22 protein-coding genes and 1 pseudogene are annotated in these 26599 nt (G+C 47.5%); 2 read left to right on the top strand and 21 right to left on the bottom strand.

Annotated elements, in window-relative coordinates:
* Nucleotides 1–117 precede the first annotated feature (117 nt).
* Nucleotides 118–789 (bottom strand): vWA domain-containing protein, encoded by a 672-nt coding sequence (locus MHH49_RS03145; RefSeq protein ID WP_036680121.1) that lies wholly within the window; start codon nt 787–789, stop codon nt 118–120.
* A 111-nt stretch (nt 790–900) separates the two neighbouring features.
* A pseudogene (locus tag MHH49_RS03150) lies at nt 901–1416 on the bottom strand (TerD family protein); the annotation flags it as partial.
* A 111-nt stretch (nt 1417–1527) separates the two neighbouring features.
* On the opposite strand from MHH49_RS03150, the gene MHH49_RS03155 reads away from it, so the two are divergent.
* On the top strand, nt 1528–2184 hold the full coding sequence (locus tag MHH49_RS03155; protein ID WP_341137877.1) for a 3'-5' exonuclease: 657 nt from the start codon (nt 1528–1530) through the stop codon (nt 2182–2184).
* A 70-nt stretch (nt 2185–2254) separates the two neighbouring features.
* Here MHH49_RS03155 and MHH49_RS03160 read toward each other — a convergent pair whose 3' ends face one another.
* Complete coding sequence (locus MHH49_RS03160) at nt 2255–3211, bottom strand: 3'-5' exoribonuclease YhaM family protein (RefSeq protein ID WP_036680004.1); 957 nt, start codon at nt 3209–3211, stop codon at nt 2255–2257.
* A 197-nt stretch (nt 3212–3408) separates the two neighbouring features.
* The gene (locus MHH49_RS03165) at nt 3409–5706 is read right to left on the bottom strand and encodes an FMN-binding protein (protein WP_036680007.1); all 2298 of its coding nucleotides are present in this window, start codon (nt 5704–5706) and stop codon (nt 3409–3411) included.
* Nucleotides 5707–6160: 454 nt separating this feature from the next.
* On the opposite strand from MHH49_RS03165, the gene hemH reads away from it, so the two are divergent.
* A complete protein-coding gene (hemH, locus tag MHH49_RS03170) occupies nt 6161–7174 on the top strand; it encodes a ferrochelatase (protein WP_341137878.1) in 1014 nt (337 codons plus the stop codon).
* A 91-nt stretch (nt 7175–7265) separates the two neighbouring features.
* On the opposite strand, the gene MHH49_RS03175 is transcribed toward hemH, so the two are convergent.
* From MHH49_RS03175 to MHH49_RS03255, 17 genes are all read right to left on the bottom strand, one after another.
* A complete protein-coding gene (locus MHH49_RS03175) occupies nt 7266–7718 on the bottom strand; it encodes an IDEAL domain-containing protein (protein WP_036680123.1) in 453 nt (150 codons plus the stop codon).
* A gap of 358 nt (nt 7719–8076) precedes the next feature.
* Nucleotides 8077–9888, bottom strand: a complete 1812-nt coding sequence (locus MHH49_RS03180) for an adenine deaminase (RefSeq protein WP_445667551.1) — start codon at nt 9886–9888, stop codon at nt 8077–8079.
* Nucleotides 9889–10128: 240 nt separating this feature from the next.
* Nucleotides 10129–11361, bottom strand: a complete 1233-nt coding sequence (locus tag MHH49_RS03185; RefSeq protein WP_341137879.1) for a pyridoxal-phosphate-dependent aminotransferase family protein — start codon at nt 11359–11361, stop codon at nt 10129–10131.
* Nucleotides 11362–11395: 34 nt separating this feature from the next.
* Entirely contained in the window at nt 11396–12652 is a 1257-nt protein-coding gene (locus tag MHH49_RS03190) for a Zn-dependent hydrolase (protein WP_341137880.1), read from the bottom strand.
* Nucleotides 12649–14043 carry an allantoinase gene (locus MHH49_RS03195; protein WP_341137881.1) on the bottom strand — a complete coding sequence of 465 codons (1395 nt, stop codon included), beginning with the start codon at nt 14041–14043 and terminating at the stop codon, nt 12649–12651. Before MHH49_RS03195 ends, MHH49_RS03190 begins: the two co-directional genes overlap by 4 nt.
* Before the next feature lie 33 nt (nt 14044–14076).
* Nucleotides 14077–14481: a hydroxyisourate hydrolase gene (gene uraH, locus MHH49_RS03200; RefSeq protein WP_341137882.1), complete on the bottom strand. Its 405-nt coding sequence runs from the start codon at nt 14479–14481 to the stop codon at nt 14077–14079.
* Nucleotides 14481–15431 carry a factor-independent urate hydroxylase gene (gene pucL, locus MHH49_RS03205; protein WP_341137883.1) on the bottom strand — a complete coding sequence of 317 codons (951 nt, stop codon included), beginning with the start codon at nt 15429–15431 and terminating at the stop codon, nt 14481–14483. The genes uraH and pucL overlap by 1 nt, the downstream gene beginning before the upstream one ends.
* A gap of 47 nt (nt 15432–15478) precedes the next feature.
* Nucleotides 15479–15991, bottom strand: a complete 513-nt coding sequence (uraD, locus tag MHH49_RS03210; protein ID WP_038569250.1) for a 2-oxo-4-hydroxy-4-carboxy-5-ureidoimidazoline decarboxylase — start codon at nt 15989–15991, stop codon at nt 15479–15481.
* 4 nt (nt 15992–15995) lie between these two features.
* Nucleotides 15996–16532: a (2Fe-2S)-binding protein gene (locus tag MHH49_RS03215; RefSeq protein ID WP_080742422.1), complete on the bottom strand. Its 537-nt coding sequence runs from the start codon at nt 16530–16532 to the stop codon at nt 15996–15998.
* Complete coding sequence (gene pucD / locus MHH49_RS03220) at nt 16519–18813, bottom strand: xanthine dehydrogenase subunit D (RefSeq protein WP_038569249.1); 2295 nt, start codon at nt 18811–18813, stop codon at nt 16519–16521. The genes MHH49_RS03215 and pucD overlap by 14 nt, the downstream gene beginning before the upstream one ends.
* The gene (locus MHH49_RS03225) at nt 18800–19747 is read right to left on the bottom strand and encodes an FAD binding domain-containing protein (protein ID WP_038569248.1); all 948 of its coding nucleotides are present in this window, start codon (nt 19745–19747) and stop codon (nt 18800–18802) included. Before MHH49_RS03225 ends, pucD begins: the two co-directional genes overlap by 14 nt.
* Before the next feature lie 58 nt (nt 19748–19805).
* On the bottom strand, nt 19806–20735 hold the full coding sequence (locus MHH49_RS03230) for an ABC transporter permease (RefSeq protein WP_038569247.1): 930 nt from the start codon (nt 20733–20735) through the stop codon (nt 19806–19808).
* A gap of 3 nt (nt 20736–20738) precedes the next feature.
* Complete coding sequence (locus tag MHH49_RS03235) at nt 20739–21881, bottom strand: ABC transporter permease (RefSeq protein ID WP_038569246.1); 1143 nt, start codon at nt 21879–21881, stop codon at nt 20739–20741.
* A complete protein-coding gene (locus MHH49_RS03240; RefSeq protein ID WP_341137884.1) occupies nt 21878–23410 on the bottom strand; it encodes an ABC transporter ATP-binding protein in 1533 nt (510 codons plus the stop codon). The genes MHH49_RS03235 and MHH49_RS03240 overlap by 4 nt, the downstream gene beginning before the upstream one ends.
* Nucleotides 23411–23519: 109 nt before the next feature.
* Nucleotides 23520–24680 (bottom strand): BMP family ABC transporter substrate-binding protein, encoded by a 1161-nt coding sequence (locus MHH49_RS03245; RefSeq protein ID WP_036680038.1) that lies wholly within the window; start codon nt 24678–24680, stop codon nt 23520–23522.
* A gap of 242 nt (nt 24681–24922) precedes the next feature.
* Nucleotides 24923–25495, bottom strand: a complete 573-nt coding sequence (locus MHH49_RS03250) for an NTP transferase domain-containing protein (RefSeq protein WP_170914181.1) — start codon at nt 25493–25495, stop codon at nt 24923–24925.
* Nucleotides 25437–26561, bottom strand: coding sequence for an XdhC family protein (locus tag MHH49_RS03255; protein ID WP_076107247.1), 1125 nt, complete (start codon nt 26559–26561; stop codon nt 25437–25439). The genes MHH49_RS03250 and MHH49_RS03255 overlap by 59 nt, the downstream gene beginning before the upstream one ends.
* Nucleotides 26562–26599 lie beyond the last annotated feature (38 nt).

Raw genomic sequence — 26599 nt, forward strand, 5'->3', positions numbered from 1 at the left:
ACGGATTGTTGAATAGAATAGCAAGATAGCGAAACTGGAAAAAGCCATAACATCCCTAAGATAGGTGGTTATGGCTTATTGTAGCGCATAGGCTTATTCATTCTGAATAATGTATTTTTATGCTCGCAGGATTCTTTTTTCTTTCGCTGCCCTTAGCCACATGGGGAATTCATTCAGTAGCTGATCATACAGATCTTCATCAGTCACCTTTTCAATTTGGTCCAGATGAATAAAATTGGCGTTATCCACCAAACGTCCCTTCATCGTATCAAGTTGCTTCAATACTTCAAAATCCGAGTTACCAATTCCGACAAACTGCCAAAAAATTGGTTGGACCGAAGCAGCCATAATCACATTTTTAGTGGATTTCACTACACCACCATCGTTAATAAATATGATAAATACCGGTGTAGAATCGGGTTCTTCCTCCGTATATTTTTTAATGATATCCTCCATTACTGGCGGTTCATTATTGCGGCCAAACTTATGAATGGTACGATTATTTAAAATATGTGTAAACACATATCTTCCTAAATCCTGCTCTGTCACAGGTGGCAGCCGGCTAAACTCCGTATCGTACACCCACACATCTAACGATTGGTTATCATCAAATTTACAGGCAACGGCTAATATACGCTCAACTACTTCTTGAACGGTTCCATTATTATAGAGATTTCTCATAGATCCTGTAATATCCAGGACAACGCCTACCCTTGCAATGACTCCTGTCAGATTCTTTTTTTCTAAGGTGATCTGAACAATTTTTTTACGTAAATCAATAGAGGACAGTACATTCTTCTCTTCATAGCGGATCGTCTCTAAAGGCAGGGTTAACTCAGCTGTGGCCGCTACCTCAGGGTTCCCTTCGTCTTCTTCAATAACGAGCCCATAGTTTGTACATAACGCAGCCAATCCTCCCTCAAAGCCACTACCAATTGCACTGAATTTCCACTCTGAACCATAGCGATATAGCTCTCCAACCACAATAGCTGTCTCCGTCGACAGGTCAGAGCCATACTCGAAAACGAATAATTCCTCACCGCTAGCAGCATCCACTAAGCGTAGATAAGGAGAGGTTACTTGCTTCATAGAGTGTCCTAATTTTTCTCCTTCATAGATCGTTAAAGTTAAAGCTATTCTAGTAATATCCTTAGGAAGTCGAGAAAGCGTAATGGCGATAGCTTCTTTATCCCCTAGTTGTAAGACAGAATGAGTTACAGCTTCGTCTATAGACAACGGATTGCCATAAAAGATAAAGTTCTCATCGCGTTCGCAACGGTTCTGTTCTGACAGTAAAAAAGCAGCAGAGTCTATGCCAATCCTAATATCAGCAGTCATCCATCCAAATTTCAGCAAAAGCTTGTTCACGTTTCTCCCTTTCGTAATATCCACCTTTTGCCCCTTTATAAGCCGCACTCTATCATCTCCTTATTTTTACTGAACAGCTCATTGTGATTCACTAGATTGTATTTATCATTTTACTACTTTAATATGAAACGTATATATGATAGATAAGGAGCTTTACGAATGGACTTTATAGCAATTGACTTTGAGACCGCGAACTCCAGTCGATCCAGCGCATGTGCCTTGGGACTTGTGGAAGTTAAAGCTGGAAATATAACCGCAGAGCATTCTTGGCTAATTGACCCGCAGCAGCGGTTTGATGGCATGAACATTTCGATACACGGCATCACACCATCAATGGTAATCGGCCAACCTACTTTTCAAGAGCTATGGCCCACCGTTGAACCTTTACTACACGGACAAATCGTCGTGGCGCATAATGCTGCTTTTGATATGAGCGTCCTGCGTTATTGTCTCGATGGAATGTCCCTAAGCTACCCAAGCTTCCAATACTTATGTACCTATTTATTAGGCAAAAAAATGCTGCCCGACCTGCCCTCCCATAAACTTAATGTAGTCTCCGATTTTTTCGGCATTACGCTAAAGCACCATGATGCCTTGGATGACGCACGCGCAGCCGCTGCAATTCTAGTAAAACTTATGGAGCAAGAGGAGCACTATGATCCTCTATTGCTCTCTGCCAGTCAAGGATATACTAGCGGAACGATGTTTGCCGGCGGGTATACCCCATTTTCTACTCGCGCGAAAAAGCCTGCTAAGAAACAAGGCAATAAACATAAACCCTCCATTTATAGCAGCAGCGCCACTTTGTCCAAATAACCAAAGAACATCAAAAACCCCCAACCAGCTCTTTTCTGCTGATTGGGGGTTTGGTTTTACAGGGTATCTCTTAAATCTTCAAACGATACACAGCCTTATTCTCTAGACCTCTGATGAACGGTGTCCATTCCTCGGTCTCCGGTGTGGTATCCAAAGCATCCTCCACCATTTGCAGCTTCGCATCCATCGCATCGATATGATGCAGAGCGACTGCCTCAGCTGTCTGTGGCTGAACAGGACTCCCCCATTCGCCCAGATTATGATGTGACAATACGAGATGCTGTAACGCCATAACCTTTTCCGAATTCAAATCAATATCTAAACGGATAGCCGCTTCCGTGATCCAATTAGACGCCATCGAGATATGGCCAATTAATTTGCCCTGAACGCTATATTCCGAGACAATCCCAAGCTGGGAGACCATCTCCTCCGGCTTCGCGATATCATGCAGAATGATCCCGGCCTTCATTAGATCTGGATTCAAGAACGGACGCTGCTTGCACAGAAAATCACCAATTTCCAGCATACGCACCATATGATAAGCAAGTCCGGCAAAATAAGCATGATGATGTGTTTTGGCTGCCGGATAATGCATCAATTTCTCTTCCACTTTACCCACACAAAAAGAGACAATTGAAGCAATTTCCGGATCCGAAATACTTGCCATAACCCCTTTAATCGTATGAATAAGGTCTACTGGACGAATTGGGGCAGAACGGATGAAATCCGTAAGTGCAACGCCATCCTCATCGTTAACCAACCTGATTTTAGTAATTTTTATTTGTAATTTCTCACGATAAGTATGAGCAATCCCGCGTACCTTCACAAGCGCCATAGGAAAAAAAGTTTCTTTATCAGTTGTGCTGGCATCCCAATATTTCGCGGATAATTGTCCAGTGGAATCCCCCAGGACGATGTCAAAATAATCTTTTGGAGGAGTGCCGTTCGTTTGTTTAATTGCCAGCTCTCTTAAAAGATAAAAGCCAACAAATTCATCTTGTGGAGCGAGCTGTTTAATTTGTGTCATGTTGGAGCCTCCTATTAATAACAGGCTTTCGGCCTGCTCTCTATATTAAACTTTAGACACTCACCTCCAAAATCCCTTTAAATCACTATACGATCTATTTTCATATTTATGTACAAGCCAAGAATATTTGAAAAAGGAGGCTACTCCCCGGCCATATTCTGGCACTGGAATATCCTCCTTTTATTATAAAACGATAATTATTTACCAGCCGATTCAAGTGCTGATTTAATAGCTTCTACCGCTTTAGCGGATATTTCTTTCTCTGCATCATTTTTTCCGAAGACTGCTGGACGGTAACCATATTTGTGCAGGCTATATCCGGTCGATGTCGACTCGATTTCACCTTTCACTGCCAGCTCCGCGTCCGTTAACTGATTGATTGTTCTTACACTTCCGTTTTTATCCAAATAATAAACAAGCATTTTGACAGGAACACCGTACTCTACATTCACCATAACATTTACAAGCTTATCGGCACTTACACCAATGAAGATTCCATCGAAATAAGCCGCTTTATTAGCTTCTACAACCTCAGCTTTTCCGTATGCTCTATCCACCGCAGTCTTTAAAGCCACGCTGCTGCTAGTTGCACCGGACACAGCATCTACTTCCTGCACGCCTTCTCTAGTACCTGCTGCGAGGAAGCTAGCCGTCAACTGAGGAATTGCTTTTACCACCTCAGGGTAAGCAGCGTTCCCTCTATCTACAAGGTTCATTCCTACACGATACAATGCTACATTTACGATTTTGCCGTTACGCAGGGTAACGTCCGCTCTGTTCGTTCCTTTATCATAAGCATCACCAAATGCAGTAAAGGTTCCGTCTTTATAGGTTCCTTGGACTTTGGATGCATTGGTCAAAGCATCTGTCAGTGCTGCTTTAGCTGCTGCCGACAATGCTTCTTGGCCTGTAATATCGGCCATTTGCACACCTTTTTCTAACAGCCCGGATGTGAGTGTAGCTACCCATCCTTTTTGTTCTGCACTCAGTTTATCGTCAGCAATCAGCTTGCCGTCAGCTCCAAACAGACTTACTTTAATGCCTGTTACCGCATCTGCATCAACATCAACTAGCAGCAGCACTTTAGATTGGTTATCTACTCCGGCAAATTTGCCGTCAAAATATTGACCTTCAGCAGGAACCTTCAGCGCCTTCTCAAATGCTCTTTCTACAGCTTGGTTCCAGCTGTGACTACTTTCCGTAGCTCCGGAAATTCCGTCAACCTTTTCATCATAGTTAGCGATATATGAACCATTCGCTAGCAGCTTAGCTGTCATAGGAGCATTTGCTTTTACTACTTCCGCATAAGCTGTTGCCCCTCTGTCAATCAGGTTGTTGCCAAGTCTAAACAGCTTCACATCAACCAACTTACCGTTGCGAATCACGATGTCAGCTCTTTCAACGCCAACACTTCTTGCCGTACCATAAGAGGAATAGAATCCGTCTACATAAGCAGATGTATTGTTGATTATTGCATTCTGCTCAGCATCCCAGAAAGCGTTAATCGCTGCTTTAAAGTCGGCTTCAAGACCTCCAGCAGGTTGTGCCTCTGTTCCTTTGGCCAGCAAGGCTGGAGCTATAGCTGCAACCGCTGCCGCTTGCTCAGCTGTGTAAGCTTTCTCCTCAATGAAATCACCAGCGCTGTTCATAGGATACACTTTAACATCTGTGAGCTTGTTGGATTCGTAGGTCGCAAATACAGAATATTTACCTGTAGGATCTACGCCCATATGAACTCCATCAAAGTAAACGGCATTTGTATCTTTCACTGTTAGAGCTCTTTCAAACGCTCTATCTACAGACAATTTCCAGCCATTACTGGAGCGGGTAGCTCCCGAAACAGCATCAACTGCCGCTGCTCCATCTCTTGTTTTGCCAAGCAATCTATCCTTCATCAATCCATAAGCTTGCCATAAAGCACTATAATTGTTACGGGCATCTCTATCAATCAGCTTAGGACTGGTTCTCAAAAGCTCAATGCTAGTAATTTTGCCATCTTTAATTTCGATCTTGGCACCTTCCGTGCCTTTGGAGTATGCATCGCCATAAGCTACGTAAACTCCATCTTGGTATACGTTTTCATTAACTGTAACAGGCTTTGCTGTAGCCACAGGCTTAACAGTTTCTGCTGGTACTACTGTCGCTGCTGGTGCAGCGGTTGCTTTTGGGGTTGCTACTGGTGCTGCTGTAGCTTTTGGGGTTGCTGCTGGTTTGGCTGTTGCCTTTGGCGTTGCTGTTGGTTTTGCCGTTGGCTTTGGCGTTGCTGTTGGTTTTGCTGTTGGCTTTGGTGTTGCTACTGGTTTTGCCGTTGCTTTTGGTGTTGCTGCTGGTTTTGCCGTTGGTTTTGCTGTTGGTTTTGCTGCCGGTGCATCCGCTTCTTCGGAGGCTGCCGATACTGCATCCACCTTCAAGTTTACAGCAGGCACATTAAGTGTGTAAGCAAACGGCGCTAACAATATAGCCGCGCTAACCGTTAAAGAAATTAGTTTTTTCAATGAAAATTCTCCTTTACCAAACCCCAGTGATATGTAGCTTTTTGTTAACCAAACCTTTTTCGTACGATGCGCCCCTTCTCTTCTTATGAAGCATAACTTCTCTCTTCATAAGAACTCATCCCCCCTCTCATGCTTTTGCACGCTCGATTTTCAATAAAAAAAATATCTTGAATCTATTTCATTTCTTCCTTTTAACACAAAGCTGCATAAAAGGTGAAATAATTCACATAAGTTATTATAAAAACACTTACACCCGTTTTCCATCAATTTCTGGTTTGATACTACCAGACCTTTCTGCGGTTCTTCTGTATCGAAAATCACACACCCTATAAGAAACATCACTATTTGCGATTAAAATTAATTTATACACGCAAAGTGATCTCAATAACTGTGCATTCAAGGTTAGCTATGCTATTTTAGAACGATCTCTTATATGGGAAAGGAGTTCTGTGCTTTGAGCAAACAGCCACCTATTGGAGTTATACTCGCCCAAATCGGCACCCCTACTGCACCAACTGCAAAAGCTGTACGGCCTTATCTGAAACGTTTTTTATCAGATCGCCGAATCATAGATTATTCTCCTCTGCTGTGGCAGCCTTTGCTGCGAGGCGTGATTCTGCGTTCACGTCCACGCCGGTCCGCTGAGCTGTACAGTCAAATATGGACAACCGAAGGATCACCACTGCTCCTTCATTCTTCAGCTCAGCAATCTGGATTGCAAGAACTGCTGGGTCCAAGGTATCAGGTAGAGCTTGGATTGGCTTATAGCGAACCCAGCATGGAGCAAGCGATGGCGAAATTCGACACGGCCGGAGTTACCCGAATTATCATTGTGCCGCTGTTTCCGCAATATTCGTCCACGACTACCGCATCCGTATTCGATCAAGCCAGCTTTGCAGCCTTAGGTCGCCAAAGCTCCACTGGACCTGTAACTAAACGTCTAATTCCGGCTCTAAGATTTATTGATGCCTACTATAATGAGCCCGGTTATATTTCAGCCTTGAAGTCACACCTGCTGCGTCAAATGGAGAATCTGAGCATAGAACCTGATTATTTTGTACTGACCTTCCATGGGATTCCCAAACGGTATGCGGATACCGGTGATCCTTATCCGCAGCAATGTATGGAAACCGCGCGTCTTCTTGCTTCAGCTATGAATTGGGAGCCCGAACGCTGGCAGCTTAGTTTTCAATCACGTTTCGGGCGAGAAGAATGGGTAGGACCGTCTACAGCGGATGTTCTGGGAGAGCTTGCCGGACGAGGAATACGTAGACCTCTGATTTTTTCACCGGGTCTTGTGACCGATTGTCTGGAAACGCTGCATGAGCTAGCCATAGAAGGACGAGAACAATTCGAGGCTGGTGGAGGACAAGCAGAGGAATTTATGGCAATTCCCTGTTTGAATAACCATGAGGATTGGCTTGATTTTTTGGCTGAACATGTAGAAAAAAATACCCAAGGGTGGTAAAACAAAAAACCGTCTTGTCCACAGATCATCTCTGTTGTAGACAAGACGGTTAGCTATATCAATTGTTAAGCATGAAGAATCGAAAGGATACTTATGCTGTAAGCTGCTTATATTTCGTAGTCAGTTCATGGAACCACTGCTTGTCCTGTAAGGTCAACGCAAAATCAATCAGCTCGGCAATCTCACTCGGCTGTAAATCTGCTGAGTCATTAAAGGATACTTCAGCCATAGCTGTAGCTGCGCCATTCCCATCCTCTGCGTAATCATAAGAAAAACATAACTTAATGTCACTTTCCAGAAATTCATTACGAAGGAAATATAATACCTCACACATTAACACAGGTCTAACATGATCATCAAAGACACATTCCATAACCTTTGCCCAATATTGCTGGTTGTTGAGGTGTAACTTATCATTAGTTAAGAGATATTTCTCACCCTGAAAATCGGTGACAAATCTCAGTTCAAGCGGCTTCATCTTAAAAATAGTAGCAATTTGCTTCATGCTAATATTCAAAATATCTTGCGTTTCTAGTCTGATCATCTCTCCATGCACCTCGTCCCTCTTAGTTGGGTTATTCGAAACCTGCCATTATCTATAATTCTTTATATGCCATTATTGTAAAATTAACTCCATTAATTCACTTTAATTTTATCTAATTTAACATTATTATCGTCACCTGACTATGCTTTATTTATATTTTTTTAGGATTTCGCTCAGAAAAATGTTTCATTCTCTAAAAATCTGTTTAATATTATTGTTCATTACAATAAGATGTATAAAGATTACGCATCATGTGAAGCTTTTACTTTCTTATATTTAAACAAAAAAAACTGTTCTGAATGGTCATTACGACCTCAGAACAGTTTTTCGCATTAGGATTATGCTTCAGTTAATTTACTTAAACAAACAGTGGCACTAACTGTATTCCCTCAGGTGAAATCCGCACGAGTCCTTTATCGGTGATACGTAACGTTGGGATAACCGCCAGAGCAAGCAGCGATAAAGTCATAAACGCGTAATTCAAAGTACAGCCGGCATCATACAACGCTTTGCTGATCGCAGCTGATTTCTCAGCAGCAATTTCAAATGGCTCTGTAGACATTAGGCCTGCAATGGCCAACGGGAATAACGTTTCTCCACTAGAAGTAATTACGGCAACCCCACCTTGAGCGTCCGCCACCGCATTCGCAGCTTTGGCCATTAACTCATTATCATTGCCGATGACGAGTACATTATGACTATCATGAGCAACAGTCATTGCGATAGCAGCCGGCTCTTTAAAACCGATACCTTCCACAACAGCCACTGATTTATTTCCTGTTCCTTTATGCCGTTCGAGCACAGCGATTTTACACAGACCCTCCACAGCATTTACATCCAACTGCCCTGCCACTACAGGTACCGAAACTATACGTTCAATGGTCTCTACATGATTTTCTCTTACTTTAATAACTCTTGCAGTAAGTTCACCTGTTTCAATTGGAGCCGCGATAATGAAATCTTCGGCGGTAGGACGCTGTGGCAAATGAACCGAAGCCAAAACTTCCTCTGGATAAGTGAATTTAGCAAGCTCTGCCGTCATCACACCATTTTCGGCAACTACTACACCCGCGGCAATCGTAAGTACCACACGAACATCGGCCAAATTCCCGTCCAGCAGAATAATATCCGCAAAAGAACCTGGAGTAATAGATCCGATATCCTGAGACAACCCAAAACGCTCTGCTGTATTAATAGTTGCCATTTGGAAGGCTGTTACTGGTTTCAAGCCTTGAGCAATCGCATGGCGAACAACGAAATCCATATGACCTTCATCGCGTAACGATTCCGAGCTGCGGTCGTCAGTTACCAGCATCATGCGGCGCGGATCAAGTCCACGCTCTGTATGAGCGGTGATGGTCTTGGCAACATCATGCCAAGCCGAGCCCCGGCGCATTTTGGCATACATCCCCAGTCGAACGCGCTCAATCACATCGTCTGCTGTAACACACTCATGATCACCAGTTACCCCTGCCGCAGCATACACTGGCAGTCTCCAGTCGCTGGAAGGCCATGTGAAATGACCGTCAACAAATCTGCCAGCCCGCAGCGTAGCTTGAATCTCTCCAAGCATTTTCTCATCGCCGTAAACAACGCCAGGGAAATTCATCACTTCGCCCAGAGCAATCACATCTTTGCCCCAAGTAAAAGCTTCGGCAACTTCTTCAGGACCCATTGAGGCACCCGTTGTCTCGAATTCCGCACCTGCCGCAGGCACACAAGAAGCCACCTGCATGTAAGCAGCTAACGGCGTACCCCGCATCTCATCCAGCATCAATTGAATACCCTTCAGCCCGAATACATTAGCAATCTCATGCGCATCAAAGAAACCACCTGTTGTGCCAAGCGGCAGAACAGCGCGGGAAAATTCAGTAACGGTTAGCTGGGTGCTCTCAATATGGCAGTGGCCATCGAGCAATCCCGGAGCTATATATTTGCCGTTCGCATCAATAACTTGCGTTCCTTCGCCAATCATATGTGTCACATCTTTACCAACATAAGCAATTCGTCCACCTTGAACACCAACAGACATTCCTTCTAGAATTTCACCAGAGCATACGTTGACCAGCTTTCCACCTGTAATTACCAGTGTTGCCGGTTTATCGCCTCTTGCCGTAGCCACAAGCTCAGGTACACAATCTGCTAAAGGCTTTCTTGTAAAAGTTGTCATCTTCATCTCTCCCCCGTTAGTATCCAAGTGTTGTCTTGATGTAGTGAATAGATCCGTAATCATAGAGGATTGCCTAACTATTAAGCCTAGGATAATATAGTTGCGCAGGTCTGTATTTGTAAGAAAAAACGGCTCAATCATCCCTGTAGATGATAGCCGTTTACTTATTCCCAAAGATTGTCCAAACCATCCGGACATGCCCCTGTTTTTACTCTCCCGCCATCCGCTCTATTCCAACGATTATCTTACTTTTGCCTCATATACGTCAAGTGCTGCCTGAACCCCAAACCCGCAAGGCCCCTTAAATCCATGACGCTGTAATGCGGCTTCCAGCGCTCCAAGCAGCCGCAACACGTTATTCTCACGACAGCTAAAACCCATCGTACCGATGCGCCAGATCCTTCCCTTTAACGGTCCAAAAGAACTGGCAATTTCAATTCCGAACCGCCCCAGCAGCAGCGAACGGACAGCTTCCCCATCTATCCCCTCAGGGATCAGCACACAGGTAACAACAGTAAGCTTGCAGGAAGGATCCCCGTATAGTTCTAAACCCATAGCTGTTAATCCAGCTACAAGTGCTTTTTCATGGAGGATATGTCTGGCGAATCTGGCATCCAGCCCTTCTTCAAGGGTAAGCCGCAAGCCCTCCCGCAGTGCATAAAGCATTGAGGTCATCTCTGTATGATGATTGAGACGTTGTGGACTCCAGTAATCCTGAAGCATGCCGAGATCGAAATAATTGCTGCGGACAAAAGATAAGTCACCTGGCTGGACATCACTTGTTCTAATCCCTCGTTCTACTCGTTTTCGGGTCATGAGCTTAGCTTCAGCACGATCATTATACGTTATCGGTGCCATTCCGGAAGGGACGGACAGACATTTCTGTGTACCGCCAACGACGGCATCCAACATCCAAGCATCTGTCTCGACAGGAAGGCCCCCAATGGTTGCAACTGCATCAACTATGAATAAAGCATCCATCCGGCGGCAAGCTCTACCGATTTCCGCGAGTGGCTGCACACGTCCTGTAGAGGTCTCCCCATGAACCATTGCCACCACATGTGGCTTAAAAGTCTCCATAGCTGCTATCACTTCATCCGGCTCAAACACACTCCCCCATGGCTTTTCCAGCACGAACACCTCAGCGCCACATCTTTCAGCAATCTCATGCAATAGATGTCCGAAGCGGCCAAAGATCGGAATCAGCACACGCTCACCCGGCAGGATCAAACTAATCATCACGGCTTCAATTCCAGAACGAGAAGTACCATCGATAGGGTAAGCCCATGAATTACGAGTAGCGAACAGCTCCCGCAGCATTTCCATCGTTTCATTCATAATAGAGGTGAACTCTGGATCAAACTGACCCAGCACCGGAAAAGACATCGCCCGCAGTACACGCGGATCTACCTCGACCGGACCCGGAGTCATAATACAGCGTTGGGACGGCGACAAATCTTCGTAACGCTTCATGATGATCCTCCCTTAAAAGTTCGGCGAACTCTTTTTAATAAGCTAACTCATATAACATCGCAGTCAGAACCTCAAGCCCGGCCGCGAGCTGCTCAGGGGAGGTATACTCTTCCGGAGAATGGCTGATGCCAGCTCGGCTTGGCACAAATATCATCGCAGTAGGGCAACGCGGCGCCAATAGCTGGGCATCATGTCCCGCTCCACTTACCATCGTGCGGTACGTCTTCCCCTGTTGGCGGCAGATATTTTCCAGCATTGCAGATAGCTTCATATCCATAGGCGCAGGGACTGTGTGGAGCACGGATGTAGCCTCCAGAGTTACCCCACGTTTAACGGCAATTTCATTACATTCCGCAAGAAGCTTCTCACAGAAACCTTCCAATTCGTCCTCTTCACTATGGCGGATATCTAATGTAAAAAGAACCTCACCCGGGATTACATTTGGCGTATTCGGATTCACCTCAAGCTTACCCGAGGTTGCTACAAGAGGTTCACCAGCCGTTTTAGCAGAACTTTCAAGCACGTACAGCATTTCAACCGCACTAGCCAGTGCATCCTGCCGCATAAACATCGGTGTCGTGCCCGCATGATTAGCAATACCACTAACCTTGACCACATATCGTCTCTGTCCAACAATCCCCTGAACTACGCCTATCTGAGTGTCCGTCTTCTCCAGAATAATCCCCTGCTCGATGTGCAGTTCTACAAAAGCACCAATATCATTTCTGACTCCAGTCCGCTTAGAAGCTTTCTCCTCCGTTATGTCCTGTAAGAAGCTGGATTGTGCCATTGCTGCTTTTAACGTCACGCCCTCTGCATCCATACAGGTCTCGGCCTCGCTTCCGTCATACCTTTCCGTGACATGGCCCGAGCCCCAATAAGCAAGCGGAAATCGGCTCCCCTCTTCTTCACAAAAAGATACGACCTCAAGCGTCCGCTGCGGCTGGCCAAAGTTCCTCTGCAAATCTTGAAGCGCAATCATAGCCGCAGCGATCCCATAGGCACCATCATATTTTCCGCCATTGACTACAGTATCGATATGCGATCCGGTTAAAATAACCTTTTGCTGCGGATCGCGTCCACTCAATCGTCCATATACATTGCCAACCTTGTCTACCGAAACTTCTAAGCCGAGCCCAGACATTTTTTCCTGCAAAAAAATCTGAGCCCGGCTCCATTCCTCCGTATATAGCAGTCTAGTAACTCCTGGCCCAGCTGTGCTGAATGCCGCCAGCTCCTCCAGCAGGTCCAGCAGTTTCTGAGTCGATGCTTGAACTCTGGAATCATTCATAGACTGTACTGCTCCTTCCTAATTCGCAGCCACTGTCCACCTCCCTCACTGATCACTCCTTCTTCAGAGGTATAGACCACATTCCCGCGGCAGATCGTAGCAACTACCTTGCAGGATAAAGTTCTTCCGATGTAGGGGCTGTGCTTGTGGCGATACAATAAATCCTCCGCAGTCAGCGTATAGGTTGTGCTTGGATTAAGCAGAACTAGATCGGCATCTAGACCTAGAGCTATAGCGCCTTTGCGATGCTCTATTCCAAACCGTTTTGCGGGTTGCCCTGCGAGCAGACGAGAAATTAACGTCACAGGCAATCCCCGCACATTCACGCCTTCATGGAACATAAGCTCCAGACTGCTCTGCGCACCCGAGATCCCACCCCAAGCTGCAAAAAAAGACAAGTCCGGCTTCACCTTCAATTCCGTTGGACAGGGGGAATGATCCGAAGCGATCAGATCGATTTTGCCGTGGGCTAGCATCTCCCATAACTTCTCCTGCTCCACCGCACTTCGCAGCGGAGGCGCACACTTCGCCACAGGTCCTAACGCCTCCATATCATTTTCAGTGAGGACCAGATAATGTGGACAGGTTTCGGCCGAAACGTCCAGACCTCGAAGCTTAGCTTCATAGATTTTCTCAATGGCAGCAGCCGTGCTAATATGAACAAAATGCAACCGGCAGCCCGTACGTTCACTGTACAGCAGCGCCCTGGACACTGCCTCCAGCTCTGCTTCAGCAGGGCGGCAAGCCGCAAAATCACTTGCGCTGGTTCTGCCATTTCGCACTGCATCTGCGGTCAACACCGCCGTGATAGCCTCACTTTCTGCATGAAGCGCCAAAATCCCGCCCAGAGAAGCGATTCGCTGCATCCCTTGATAGAGTGTATCCTCATCCACTTCACGGAATCTGCCTTCGCCCTCCCCTCCAGGATTGGAGAGAAAGGCTTTAAACCCAGTGACACCAGAGGCTGCCAAAACTTCTAAATCATCCAGATTGCCGGGAACGAGCCCACCCCACAGCACATAATCAACGGCAGAGTTTCCAGCCGCAGCATCTACCTTTTGACGAAGTGCAGCCTCGTTCACAGTCGGTGGATTGCCGTTAAGCGGCATATCTGCATAGGTTGTGCAGCCGCCAGCTGCCAGCGCCGCAGAACCGCTGCGAAAGCCTTCCCAACGTCCAAACGTTGGTTCATTAAAGTGGACATGCATATCAATCATACCGGGGAGCACATAAAACCCATCTGCGTCGATGACTTTGGTTAGCCGCGCAAGCGAAAGTTCCTCTCCAAGTGCGACAATCTTACCCTCTGATACTGCAATATCCAGCTTGAGTACCTGATCGGGCAGCACTACATTCCCGTTCTTAATCACAAGTTCATAGGATTCCTTCATGAGCTGCCACCTCCTCCGGTCGTCAACTTTCTCTTAACTTCCCCGATACGTACTATATCCACCAGGAGCTACTAGCAAAGGTACATGGTAGTGTTGCATGGAGCTCTCTATATGAAAGCGAATAGGTATCTGTTCTAGAAAAAAAGACATCTCACGTTGAGTATCTACTGAGCTTTCTGTTACTCCTATGCCAGCTGCTGACGCTTTGGCATCAGCTCTACGGTAGTAATCGCCAACCATAAACAGCAGCTCGTAACATCCAGCCTCCATTTCGTTTCCCTCCAGCAGCGGAGCATCCAGCCTCCCGTCACTGTTCGTGACTTCTTCACACAGTAGCTTGCTCATCCCATCCGTAAGCTTCCAGAGCTGAAGCGTCAGACCTGTAGCAGGAATCCCCCGCGACAGATCCAGCACATGGGTGGTAAGACGCCCGCTCATTACGCTGTCTCTCCGGCCAGATCTGCACGGCTGACAGAAAAGCCCTGAAAACCATAGGGTGGACGAGGTTCGGTGAAGACTCCACCTTTAGTTTCTTCAGGCTCAACAATGGTTTCCCAAGTCCGGTTATTGGACTCAAATGAAACGGTAGCCAGCTGTGGAAAACGGGACAATACGCGCAGCCCAATTTGATAAATCAACGATTGGATTGATGGACTGTTCAGCTCATGAAAAGCGCTATGGGCGATATCGCGAACCTGCTCCGCAGCCACATATTGGCCTAAATCTCCATCCAGAGCATGTTCAACATCACTGTAGGTCCAGTTAATATTCAGAAAAATATAAAGCGGACGGTCAAAGCTCTCCGGCAATGTTGTATACTCATCACGGACGAATCCATAAAACGAGCTTCCACTTACTTTTATCAGCTGTAAATCCTTCAATCGGCATTCATGAGCGATAACCTCAGTCCCATTCTCTCCACGTTTTATAGTTAACGAAGCCGAATAAGATTCATTATTGGAGTGACGCAGTACTAAATGACTCTGTTTAAGCCCGTCAACCCCGGGCACCATCACCTGTTCAAAAGGTAACCGGTCTGCGGAAACTGAAACTGCGGTGACATGATCGTATTTATCGAGAAAACGGCTGCTTAGAAGCTGCAATAACCCCTCCGTTGTGCTTCCTGTGTAGTCCGCGGTATTGCGCAGGATGAAATTTTTCATAGAATCGGTAGCAACGACCATGGAATTATTCCCCTCTGAAAAAGAAGGAAGAAACGCTTCGCCCATGACTGCGAATGTAATATTATGTGCGAATATAATGTTGTCGCAGCCCGTGAAGGAAGATTCGGGAACGGGGGTAACGGCCAGCGGTTTAGCATAGGTACGATAAGTTAGCACATCACTTTTTCCATAAAACATTGTACGTCCGTTAATTGGTTCCAGCATGGCTGACACCCTCCCCGTTTATGATGAATGAATGAATGAATGAATGATTAAATAATTAAATCACTTAGGCGAAATCTCGTAATTGTACCGACTTCAGAAAAGGCTTGAACCCATTCCTCCTGAGGGGAACGCTCTACTCGCACTCCAATGGCGCTGATAATGTCATCTTTGTTTTTGCCACGAACAGCTAGAATAAAAGGGAAATGAAATTTGTCCGTATACTTTCGATTCAGATCATTTAATAGATTGAACTCTTTCGTTGTTAGCCGATCCAGTCCAGCTCCCTGCTGCTCTGAGGCAGATAAAGCCGTAACTTGAAGCCTAGTCGCCAAATCTGGGTGAGCTTTTAATAGTTCCTCCATTCGGCTCCGGTCAGCACTCAGTACGGTCTGCATCATTGTGCTATGCAAATGCTCTAAAGAATGGAACGGAATCTGCTTATACGCCTCCTCTGCTACCCACGGTGAATGTTCAAAAATGCCGCCTAGATGCTTCACAAAATCCGTTATACTCATGGCATTTATCTCTTCCAACGTAAACCTGCCTTCAGAAACGACCATCCACTCAACCTCCAATAGCTTTGTTAACAGCCCGTAAAATGCCTCCGTACCCTGTACAGCGACAAATGTTACCCGATAAAGCTTCTTCCACTTCACCCTGAGTAGGATGCGGGTTCTCTTCCAGCAGAGCAACCACCGAGATAACCATCCCTGGTGTACAATAACCGCATTGGAACCCCCCCTCTTCTAAAAAAGCCCGTTGAACGGGGTGCAGGCCTACTTCACTAAGACCCTCAATCGTTGTAATTTCCGCACCTGAGCATTGATAGGCCATGACCAGACATGAATTCACTGGACGTCCATCCACCAGCACCATACATGCCCCGCAGCGGCCAATCTCACAAGAACGTTTTGTGCCGGTCAGCTCCAAATCTTCACGTATGACATTTAAAAGCCGGCGGGAGGGTGGAATCTCCATGGATATCGCTTTCCCATTAAGATTGCAATTAAAGGTGAACCTCTCTTCTGTGAAGGCTTCCTCAGACGAAGCTGGGATTGGGTTCTCTTCATCTAGATTGTGATCTGAATTATGACTCGGCATGGATGTTCACCACCTTTTGTGGAATAAACGGTGTAGACTGCAGCCATTCGGGATCAATGGGCAGCTTGGTTACATGCTTCCCTACAGCCTGAAATATGGCTGACACGACTGCCGGAGCTAAATTGACGGAACCCACCTCTCCAATGCCGCGAGGACCGTACGTGTCATGATCCGGCAAATCCTCTATCGGCTGCACCTGAATGCTGCCATTCATGTCGGCAATGGTCGGCACCAAATAGGTGTCTAAATTTTTGGTGACATAGCTGCCGCCTGACATCACAGCATCCTCTGACAAGGTGAAGCCTACCGCCATACTGCTGCCACCTTCGATCTGCCCGAGATAACCTTGCGGATTAGCCACCGGTCCCGCCGCTACCGCATGATATTGGTCCAGTACACGGACACGTCCAGTAAGTAGATTAACTTCCACGCGGACTGCGATTGCAGAATAGGTGTATAGGAAATGTGCCCCCACTCTTTTAAAGGGTGTGGTTGGATAAGTAAACTTTGTATTACAGACAATGGGTTCTGAAATACGCTGTGCCAAGTCCTTGTAAGTCAGAAGCAGACCGCCGTCTTTTAGCCAAATGCCGCCAGGGCCGAGCTTCATTTCATAGTTATCCAGCTCTGGCTTTATCATCGCAGCTGCCTGCAGCACTCGAGCGGTGAAGTCTGGACGCAGCCGTTTCAAGGCCATCCACATCATGCTGGTTGATCGGGAAGCCGTACTAGATCCGCTATCAGGCACAACATCCGTATCGCCAATGACGATGCTTAGATCCTCTGCCGCCAAGCCAAACTGTTCAATCAGCATTTGTTCCATTGTTGCGATTAACCCCTGACCAAACTCCTCGTAACCAAACACCGCCTCAATCTTGCCCTCTAGCGTCAAAGAGAGCCTGCCACCCGCCGGATCGGGAATACCATAACCAAGTCCTGCACCATGCATAGCTATAGCAGCACCCGTTCCAGTTACGATCCAAGGTTCCACAACACCTGAATCACTGTCTGTAGATGCGGCCTCAGTCATAAGAGGCGAACCCGCCAGCGCTTCCCACACCTGAAAGGCACCATCGGTCTGAGCAATTTCCTGACCCAGTGGCCCCAGATCTCCATATTTACGCAAATTGCGGCGGCGCATTTCCCACGGATCGATCTGCAATCGCTCAGCCAACCGATCGATTTGTCCCTCCAAAGCGAAAATCGCCTGATTGCCGCCAAACCCGCGAAATTCACCAGATACACCGTTATTGGTATATACAGCAAAACCCTTCACATCCACATGATCGATGATATAGGGGCCCATCACATGTTCTGTCGCAAAGTTGAGCACCTCCGCCCCCAGTGTTGCGTAAGCTCCCGTATCCGAAATAATTCTGACCTGATGTGCCCTGATGATTCCTTCGGGGTCGCAGCCAGTCTTCATGGTGATTTTCATGGGATGGCGTTTTAGTCCTGCACGTACCGATTCAGCTCTCGAATTATGCAGTCTTACCGGACGGAGTGTCCGCAAGGCGAGCAGCGCTCCATACGGCTGTACATTCAGCTCGTCTTTTCCTCCAAAGGACCCGCCGATAGGACTCGAGATGACGCGAATATCTTCTTGAGGAATAGCCAGAATTCTGGATAGCTGCAGGCGATCCATCAACCCATGTTGTGTAGCTGAATATACGGTAAGCCGTCCGTTATCCTCTGGGATAAACAGTCCACCTTCAGTCTCCATATAGGTGTGCATTTGGCGTGGTGTATAGTAAGTCTCCTCTACCACATGACAGCAATCCGTAAATACCGTTTCCGGCTCCCCTTTCCGATATTCCGTATGATGAAGCACGTTTCCCTCGGCATGCAGCAAAATTGCGTCCTTTTTCATCGCCTCTTCCGGATTCTCCAGCAAGGGTAGAAGCTCATAATCCACTTCGATAAGAGATAAGGCGTATTCCGCAATTTCGTCCGTCTCAGCCGCGACTGCCGCAATCGCATCGCCAGTGTAACGCACACGATCACTGCAAAATACCGGTTGATGCGGCAAAGCTATGCCAAAGCCGTTAAGTCCGGGCACATCCTCATGAGTGATTACAGCGTGTATACCAGGGACTTCAATGGCCTTCTCAATGCGTATGGACAAAATACGAGCATGTGCCTGCTCACTGCGGAGCACGCGGCCGATCAACATTCCTTCTGCCCTCATGTCGGTCAAATACTGCAGCTTACCGGATACCTTGCCCTCTCCATCAGGTCGTGTACGCCAGCGGCTACCGCTGGATTCCTTATTCAGCAGCATTTTCCCTCTCTCCTTTCGTCGGGTTATTCACCTCTAAACTCCGTATATTCATAGCCTTCCACAGCTCAGATACAACCAAATTCCCAGCAGTCTTTTTCTTGTAAAGTTCTGTTGCAAAGGGATCACTATACGTCTCAAAGCTGTTCTCAACCCCTTCATATAAAGAAGCCAACAGCTCATCTGTATACCTCACACCTTCAAGCATAACTTCAGCCCTACTTAGTCGCTGTGGCCGACCAGAGCCCCCACCTGCGGCGATACGCACCTCACGGAAACGGTGTTCCTCATCGATTGATGCTGAGATTGCTACCGTTACAAGTGAAGGGGTGAACGCTTCCCTGCGGCCAACCTTACGAAAAATTTCTAGCCTATCCGTTAACGGACTCTCTAAGCGAGTAGGTGAGATGCGAATCTCAGCCACAAGATCCGCCGCAGATTTTATCCCGCTCCAGTGATTGTTTAGCCACTCTATCAAAGGTAGTGCCGTCATAAATTTGCCGTCAAAGGAGATTAACTCCGCGTCATAGACCAGTAACGCAGGTAGAATATCTCCGAAGCCAGAAGCGATATTGCCCCCGAGCGTGGCAAGATTACGCACCGACGGAGCCGCTATGCAACGTGCAGCCTCTTGCAGCGCAGGAGCTACGGCCTGCAAATGCTCATTACTGCGGCACTGGGAGAGTGGAACAAGAGCGCCCAGAGATAAGTGAAATTCCGTTAAGGTAATGTCGCCGAGATTTGTAATTTGCCGAAGATCAATCAGCTGTTTGGGCATATGAGTCGTTCCATTTTCCCACCCTGTTCTCAGCAGTGTTCCCCCTGCAACATATCGGGCACTGTCTCCAAACGCCGTCTTTCTCTCCCAAGCTTCGTGCAGGCTGCGGGGTTGAATTACTTCAGGTAGCCTTCCTTCCTCTTCCCGTATAGCTCCCATACACTCCGCCTCCCTTTTTGAGTACCAGATTGCCGCTTCCCTTCTCGTATAGCCTGCCTTAAAACCTTTGTTCCCGAATATAAGGAACTCCGAGCGCCTCCGGTGTGCCGGATGGTTTGTTGCGATTGCGGTACCCCAGGTACATCAGGACCAGAATGGTCACAAGGTACGGAATCATTTTGAGAAAATAGGGCGGAACTGCACTGCCCAGCAATTGAATACGGAAGCCAAGTGAATCCAATGCCCCAAAAAAGTAGGCGCAGAACAAGGCACGCAGCGGATTCCATCTGGCGAAAATCACCAGCCCTACCGCAATCCAGCCCCGGCCGGCTGTCAGCCCTTCATTCCAGGTTGGCGCGTAGGCCAATACCATATCCGCTCCGGCCAGGCCGATGAGAGCAGCACCGGTGATCACATAGCTGTAGCGGATAAGCTGTACACGGATCCCCATCACATCTGCGGTAGCCGGACTGTCTCCGACTGCCCGCAAATGCAGGCCCCATGAAGTGCGGTGAATTAGCAGATGCAGAGCAAGCACTAGCAGCAGGCTGAACCAGGTTAGGTAGTCCATGTTGCCGAATATTTTTCCGATGAACGGTACATTTTCCAGCCAAGCCAGATGCAGCTTAGGGGAGGTTCCCGGCAAAGGAATGCCGCTGATCGGTTTACCAAGATAAGCGCTCAACCCACTGCCAAACAGGGTCATCGCAAGACCGGACATCGTTTGATTCGCCCGCAAGGTCACACAGAGAAAAGAATGCAGCAAACCAAGCACAGCCGTTACAGCTACGGTAGCCAACAGAGCGAGCAGCAGGTTTCCGGAGCGAATATACACGATACAAGTGATGACCGCTCCCATCAGCATCAGACCTTCAGCCCCAAGCTGTATAATGCCGGCTCGTTCATTTAGAATGCCTCCCAGCGTAGCCAGCAGCAGCGGGGTCCCTGCGGAAATAGCGGCAATAAGTAGCTGTGTTGTAAAATCCATTGCCTATCTCCCCCCTTTCAGCTGAACCCGGCTACGGCGAATGCGGAAACGATAGATCATATCGCCAGCAATCAAGAAAAACAGGATGGAGCCCTGCAGCATTTCTGATATCGATGAGGGCAGCCCGATGGTTTGAACACTATATCCGCCAACAATTAAGCCACCGAATAAAATAGAAGTAACGATTAGACCGAGTGGATTCAATTTGGCCAGCCAAGCTACAATAATGGCGGTGTATCCATAACCCGGTGAAATGCCCTGCATCAGCTTGTGTGTAACACCGGAGACCTCCGCCATGCCAGCGATCCCGGCGAGCCCCCCACTGATCAGCATGACGATAATAATATGGCGCTTGATAGGAATCCCCGCGTATCTGGCTGCAACAGGATTGGCCCCAATCAGCCGGAGCTCGTAACCCCACTTGGTAAAACGAATCATTAAGTAATAAATCACAACGGCGATAAGTCCAAATAACAATCCAATATGCAATCTTGTACTTCCGAGAACAGGCAGCGACTGAGCCGCAGTAAACATAGGTGATCCCGGGAAATTAAATCCTTTAGGATCTTTCCAGGGTCCGAATACCACGTAATCGAGCGCCAATAGGGCAACATAATTCAGCATTAATGAAGTGATTAGCTCATTCACTCCAAAATGTGTCCGCGGAATAGCAGTCAGCAATCCCCAAAGCGCACCCGCGGCAATCCCGAACAGCAGCATTAAGCTCAGGGACCAGAATGAAGGTAAGTCAGGAAAATAAATCGTGACCGCTGTGGCCGCCATAGCCCCAACAGTTAGCTGACCTTCTGCTCCAATATTCCATACCGAAATGCGATAAGCCACAGCAATCCCAAGCCCACATAGAAGAAGCGGGATCGCTTTAACCATCGTTTCCGTGAGCCCATACGCAGTGCCAAATGCGCCACGGAACATTTTTTCATAGACCAGCACCGGATTCATGCCATTCGCCGCAATAAATAGGGCACACAACAATAGCGCTAAAATTATAGATACAATAGGTGTCCACCAAGGAGAACGGATGCGGCTGGCATCGTATTCGAAACGTAGAGAGAATCGTTTTCCGGAGTGGGAGGGGAGGGGTTCCAGTACAGCTGCTGCGGTATTTCTTCCATTCTCCAGACTCATACGGCGCTCTCCTCTCTATTATGAATACCAGCCATTAGTAGTCCGATGCTCTCTCGATTCGCTTCCTCATGTGTACTCTCACCAATAATTGAGCCGTTATAGATCACTAGAATCCGGTCGGACAACTGAAGCAATTCATCTAAATCCTCCGAAATTAACAACACGCCACTACCTGAACCACGCAGCTCCATAAGAAGGTGGTGAACACCTGCCGTGGCACCTACATCCAGCCCTTGTGTCGGATGAACGGCGACCATCAGCTTAGGCCGATGACTGATCTCACGTGCAAAGAGCAGCTTCTGCTGATTACCACCTGACAACTGTTGTACTGGCGTCTCCAGCTCAGGTGTCTTGACGTTAAAGCGCTGGACCAGCTCCTGTGACCACAAACGGTTCTTCGCGGACTTCAAGAAACCAAATTTGGAGTGCTCCTCTGAGCGGTAAGACTTAAACAAAAGATTATCCACCGATCCGAGGCGTCCAGCTAAACCGCTCTTCATCCGGTTCTCCGGCACGTGGGAGATTCCTGAATCAATTGCCCCTCTAACCGAAGCCGATTTCACCGTCTTTCCATCAAACGTGATTTCACCACTTTTCCAGCCTCTAAGACCAGTTAACACTTCAGCCAGTTCCTTTTGCCCATTGCCAGCTACCCCAGCTACGCCTACAATCTCTCCTTTACATACGTTCAGAGAGAAGTGATCCAGTGCTTTTCGCCCGTGATCGGCATATACGTCCACATCTTTCACTTCTAATAAAGAATCCCCTTCAGTGGCTTCCCGTTCTTGACGGGTGATGGTTACTTCCTTGCCCACCATCAGACGAGCCAGCTCCAGTTCATCTGTATCTGCTGTGGTCAGCGTGGCGATCATTTTTCCTTTGCGCATGACGGAAATCCGATCGGAGGACGCCATAACCTCTTTCATTTTATGAGTAGTCATAATGACCGTTTTTCCTGCCTGCTTCATGACCCGCAGCGTTTCAAATAGCTGTTCCACCTCTCCCGGGGTCAGTACAGAGGTTGGTTCATCCAGAATAATAATGTCAGCCCCGCGATACAGCGTCTTAACGATTTCAACACGCTGCTGCTCACCCACGGACAACTGCCAGATCGGGCGATCCACCGGGAAATTCAGTCCAAACCGTTCCGCTAATGCCTCGATCTCCTTGTGTTTCTTCTTCATCCACTTACGGCCGCGCCAGAAAGACGACTTTTCGCCAAGCACGATATTTTCTGCTGCTGTGAGGCTTTGCACCAGCCTAAAGTTCTGAAACACCATACCTACACCCAGCTGCGCAGCATCTTTAGGAGAACGGATCTGAGCACCTTTCCCATGAATGAAGATTTCTCCTTCGTCTGCTCTATACACCCCTGACAGCATGCTCATCACCGTGCTCTTCCCGGCCCCATTCTCCCCAAGCAACGCATGAATCTCACCCGCATTTGCCGAAAAGTCGACTTGATCACTGGCGGTTACCGAGCCGAATTTTTTCACAATCCCCCGCATTTCAACTGAAGTTCCCCGCATGGCCTGAACCCCTCCTTCCTTCAAGTTGTAGTACGGGTGGGGAAGTTTCCGCTTAACGGAACCCGCCCCACCCATAGATTGTGCACATCTGATTCCCTATTTTTAAACATTATTGCGGGATAGTTCCTTCCACACCCTTTACGAGCCAGTTCATGCCCAGCACTTCCTCCAAGGTCAGCTTCTGACCCTCCTGAACCTTCACATTCCCTTGATTATCTGAGATCGGACCTGTGAAAACCTCCAGCTCACCACTGATAATTTTGGCTTTGGCGTCTTCGACAAGCTTTTTCACATCATCTGGGATCTTGTTCCCGAAAGGAGCCAGCTCCACCATACCGTCAGCCATATCACCAGAATATTGCTCGCTCTTCCAGGTTCCATCCATAACTGCCTGCACAGCTTTTACGTAATACGGCCCCCAATTCCATACCGGATTCGTCAAATAATTGTCCGGAGCGTATTTGCTCATATCCGAGTCATTCCCCCCGGCAAAAGCCCCTCGTTCAGCAGCAGCCTGCAGTGTTGCAGGTGAATCCTGATAGGCCAAAAGCACATCCGCACCCTTATCCAGCAAGCTGATTGCCGCTTGACGTTCAGTCGTCGGGTCATACCATGTATTCGTCCATACCACATTCACCTTTACATCAGGATTGACACTTTGTGCTCCAAGGGTAAAAGCATTCAAGTTATAGATCACTTCGCTGATCGGAAAAGCCCCTACATAACCCAACTGATTATTTTTGGTCATTTTCCCTGCCGCTATGCCGCTCAAATAGCTGGCTTGATAGTTCTTCCCGAAGTAGGTCCCCATGTTCTCTGCGGTTTTGTAACCCGAAGCATGCAGGAACTTCACGTTGGGGAATTTGCCCGCTACATTTAATGTGAAATCCATATATCCGAAGCTCGTTGTAAACACGATGTCGTGTGATTGTGCAAGCTCGGTGATGATTCGTTCGGCGTCAGCACTTTCAGGGACATTTTCTACAAAGTCAGCTTTAATCCCAAGCTCCTTCTCCATATACAGCCGTCCTTGATCATGTTGGTATGTGTAGCCGCCATCCCCTGGAGGTCCGATATAAACAAAAGCAACCGTCGGTTTCTTTGCAGCCGGTTCTGTTGTTGCAGTTGCCTCTGTTGCCGCTGTAGTTGTCGCTGGTGCCTCAGTTGCATTTGTAGAAGTATTATTATTACTGCCACACCCCACCAAAGCCACCGTCATTAGAACCATTAATGCAAGACAAGATGTTATGAACTGACCCCTTTTTTTCATAATTCTCCTCCTCCAAATCATCTCTCATCATGGCTGCAACCATTAATGTACTTCTACTATACTTAGAGGTGGCCTTGGCGTAAATTTATATAACATACGTTTGTATATAAATATAAGAATCAGAACTTTTTTTGTGTGTAATGCACTAATTGGTTTTTGGAAGGTGAGTTACATGTCATATTATATGACCAAAGGTGGGAAAGGAACACTGTTTCAGATTACTTTTCAGACTATTCTTTACTTCACTTTCCATTTCTCAGAATCCATTGCTCCTGAATCTCACCAAAATCCGCTTTTGTATCTGCGTCCATGAAATAATGGGCAGACTCAGATTCCAGAACAATCCCCTTATAATCAGGTGAACGCAATATCCCCGCCGCTCCTCGATCTCCATCTAATCCCTGTAGTGCTGGAAACAACGTCTTCGAGAACAAAGCCGGGGGCATAGCCGACCCATTGCTGACGCTAGCGACATAATCCATCTCCGGAGATTGTTCAAACGTTTGTATTAGACGGTTCACTAATGCTGTAGTAATAAATGGCTGATCCGCAAGCGCCACAACTACTGCATCGGGCTGTAAAGGTAATACCGCATTAAGGCCACAGCGCAGTGAAAAAGACAATCCTAGATGTGCGGTTAAGCAAGTTTCGGTACGTCTGGATGCTTGCGGTTCAATCGCGGGTGGCAGCCATTCCAAGTTGTCATCCGCACGCACTACCACGATTAGCGGTTCTAGATTGCAACGATCCAATTCACTAAGCGCGACGCTCCCGAGTGAGACCTCCTGCGACAATTTCAGTGAAACCTTGGACACGCCCATCCTCCTGCTCTGCCCCGCTGCCAAATATATTCCTGCTACCTTCAATACTATCCGCTCCTTTGGGCAGCTCTCGTGAGCCCACCCTTCTAATTTGAATAATTTCCGCTATAATACTGACCGCAATCTCCTCCGGACCTTCTCCTCCAATTGGCAACCCTACAGGTGCATGCAAAGATGCAGGAACCTCAAACCCTTCCAGTAAAAGAGATATCCGCGCCTTCGAACCGATAATCCCTATATATAGAGGAGCAAGCGGAATCACACTCTCCAGGAACTGTCTATCCCGCCCAAGTTGATGACTGCAAATCAATACATAATCCTCCCGAGCTACGCTCAATCGCTGAACAACCTCCATAGGGGAACAAATTACTTGTTCAGCTCGAGGAAACTTATTGTGCAAGCTTCCTTCACGCCAATCCGCAACCGCTACCCGAAAGCCAACTCTGTCAGCAAGTTCCGCAATAGGAACCACATCACGTCCCCCGCCAAAAATCACAAGCCGCGGTTTGGGCACGAAAGACGTATGGAATGCTGTCAATTCTGCTGGAGCGGCCATAAAGCGACCTGCCGCCAGGCTTTCTTTTGCCGAGTGGGATAATGTCGGATGTTTCTTGCTCTGCGGCAGTACAATGTCTGGATCCAGCTCCAGCTTATAGATAAAACCTTTCTCCACTGCTTCGCGGAACAAAATTAGCTTCTCTCCCCTAGCCAATCTGTCACTCGCCTGCACTAAAAGCTTGTAGAGCTGACCCCGCACGGGTTCTAGCACTACTTTGATTTTGCCTCCACAGCCGACAACCTCACCCCAGGACAGATCATTCGGAGACAGCATGTTGTATTCCACAATTTCGGGCAGCCCTCGTTCCCAGATCTCAGAAGTTCGCAGCTGCAGATCGTTTTCCAGACAACCTGGACTCAGGCTCCCAATCGTACCTTCTTCAAAAAACAACATCACCGCTCCGGCTTTACGATACGAGTGTCCCTCCACCTCTATCAGCGTTGCCAGCACCGCAGGCGCCTGATGGGTTTGAATATGCATTGCGATTTCATGTGTATTCACGAGGTTCCCCTCCTCCGTGTTTGCATTTCAACCCAGAA

Source organism: Paenibacillus sp. FSL F4-0122, from assembly GCF_038002845.1.
In the GTDB taxonomy this organism is placed as follows: domain Bacteria; phylum Bacillota; class Bacilli; order Paenibacillales; family Paenibacillaceae; genus Paenibacillus_AQ; species Paenibacillus_AQ odorifer.

Coding starts and splice junctions, on each gene's coding strand:
- MHH49_RS03155 (WP_341137877.1), top strand. CDS start 1,528: ATGGACTTTATAGCAATTGACTTTGAGACCGCGAACTCCAGTCGATCC.
- MHH49_RS03160 (WP_036680004.1), bottom strand. CDS start 3,211: ATGACACAAATTAAACAGCTCGCTCCACAAGATGAATTTGTTGGCTTT.
- MHH49_RS03175 (WP_036680123.1), bottom strand. CDS start 7,718: ATGATCAGACTAGAAACGCAAGATATTTTGAATATTAGCATGAAGCAA.
- MHH49_RS03180 (WP_445667551.1), bottom strand. CDS start 9,888: ATGACAACTTTTACAAGAAAGCCTTTAGCAGATTGTGTACCTGAGCTT.
- MHH49_RS03185 (WP_341137879.1), bottom strand. CDS start 11,361: ATGAAGCGTTACGAAGATTTGTCGCCGTCCCAACGCTGTATTATGACT.
- MHH49_RS03190 (WP_341137880.1), bottom strand. CDS start 12,652: ATGAATGATTCCAGAGTTCAAGCATCGACTCAGAAACTGCTGGACCTG.
- MHH49_RS03195 (WP_341137881.1), bottom strand. CDS start 14,043: ATGAAGGAATCCTATGAACTTGTGATTAAGAACGGGAATGTAGTGCTG.
- uraH (WP_341137882.1), bottom strand. CDS start 14,481: ATGAGCGGGCGTCTTACCACCCATGTGCTGGATCTGTCGCGGGGGATT.
- pucL (WP_341137883.1), bottom strand. CDS start 15,431: ATGCTGGAACCAATTAACGGACGTACAATGTTTTATGGAAAAAGTGAT.
- uraD (WP_038569250.1), bottom strand. CDS start 15,991: ATGGTCGTTTCTGAAGGCAGGTTTACGTTGGAAGAGATAAATGCCATG.
- MHH49_RS03215 (WP_080742422.1), bottom strand. CDS start 16,532: ATGCCGAGTCATAATTCAGATCACAATCTAGATGAAGAGAACCCAATC.
- pucD (WP_038569249.1), bottom strand. CDS start 18,813: ATGCTGCTGAATAAGGAATCCAGCGGTAGCCGCTGGCGTACACGACCT.
- MHH49_RS03225 (WP_038569248.1), bottom strand. CDS start 19,747: ATGGGAGCTATACGGGAAGAGGAAGGAAGGCTACCTGAAGTAATTCAA.
- MHH49_RS03230 (WP_038569247.1), bottom strand. CDS start 20,735: ATGGATTTTACAACACAGCTACTTATTGCCGCTATTTCCGCAGGGACC.
- MHH49_RS03235 (WP_038569246.1), bottom strand. CDS start 21,881: ATGAGTCTGGAGAATGGAAGAAATACCGCAGCAGCTGTACTGGAACCC.
- MHH49_RS03240 (WP_341137884.1), bottom strand. CDS start 23,410: ATGCGGGGAACTTCAGTTGAAATGCGGGGGATTGTGAAAAAATTCGGC.
- MHH49_RS03245 (WP_036680038.1), bottom strand. CDS start 24,680: ATGAAAAAAAGGGGTCAGTTCATAACATCTTGTCTTGCATTAATGGTT.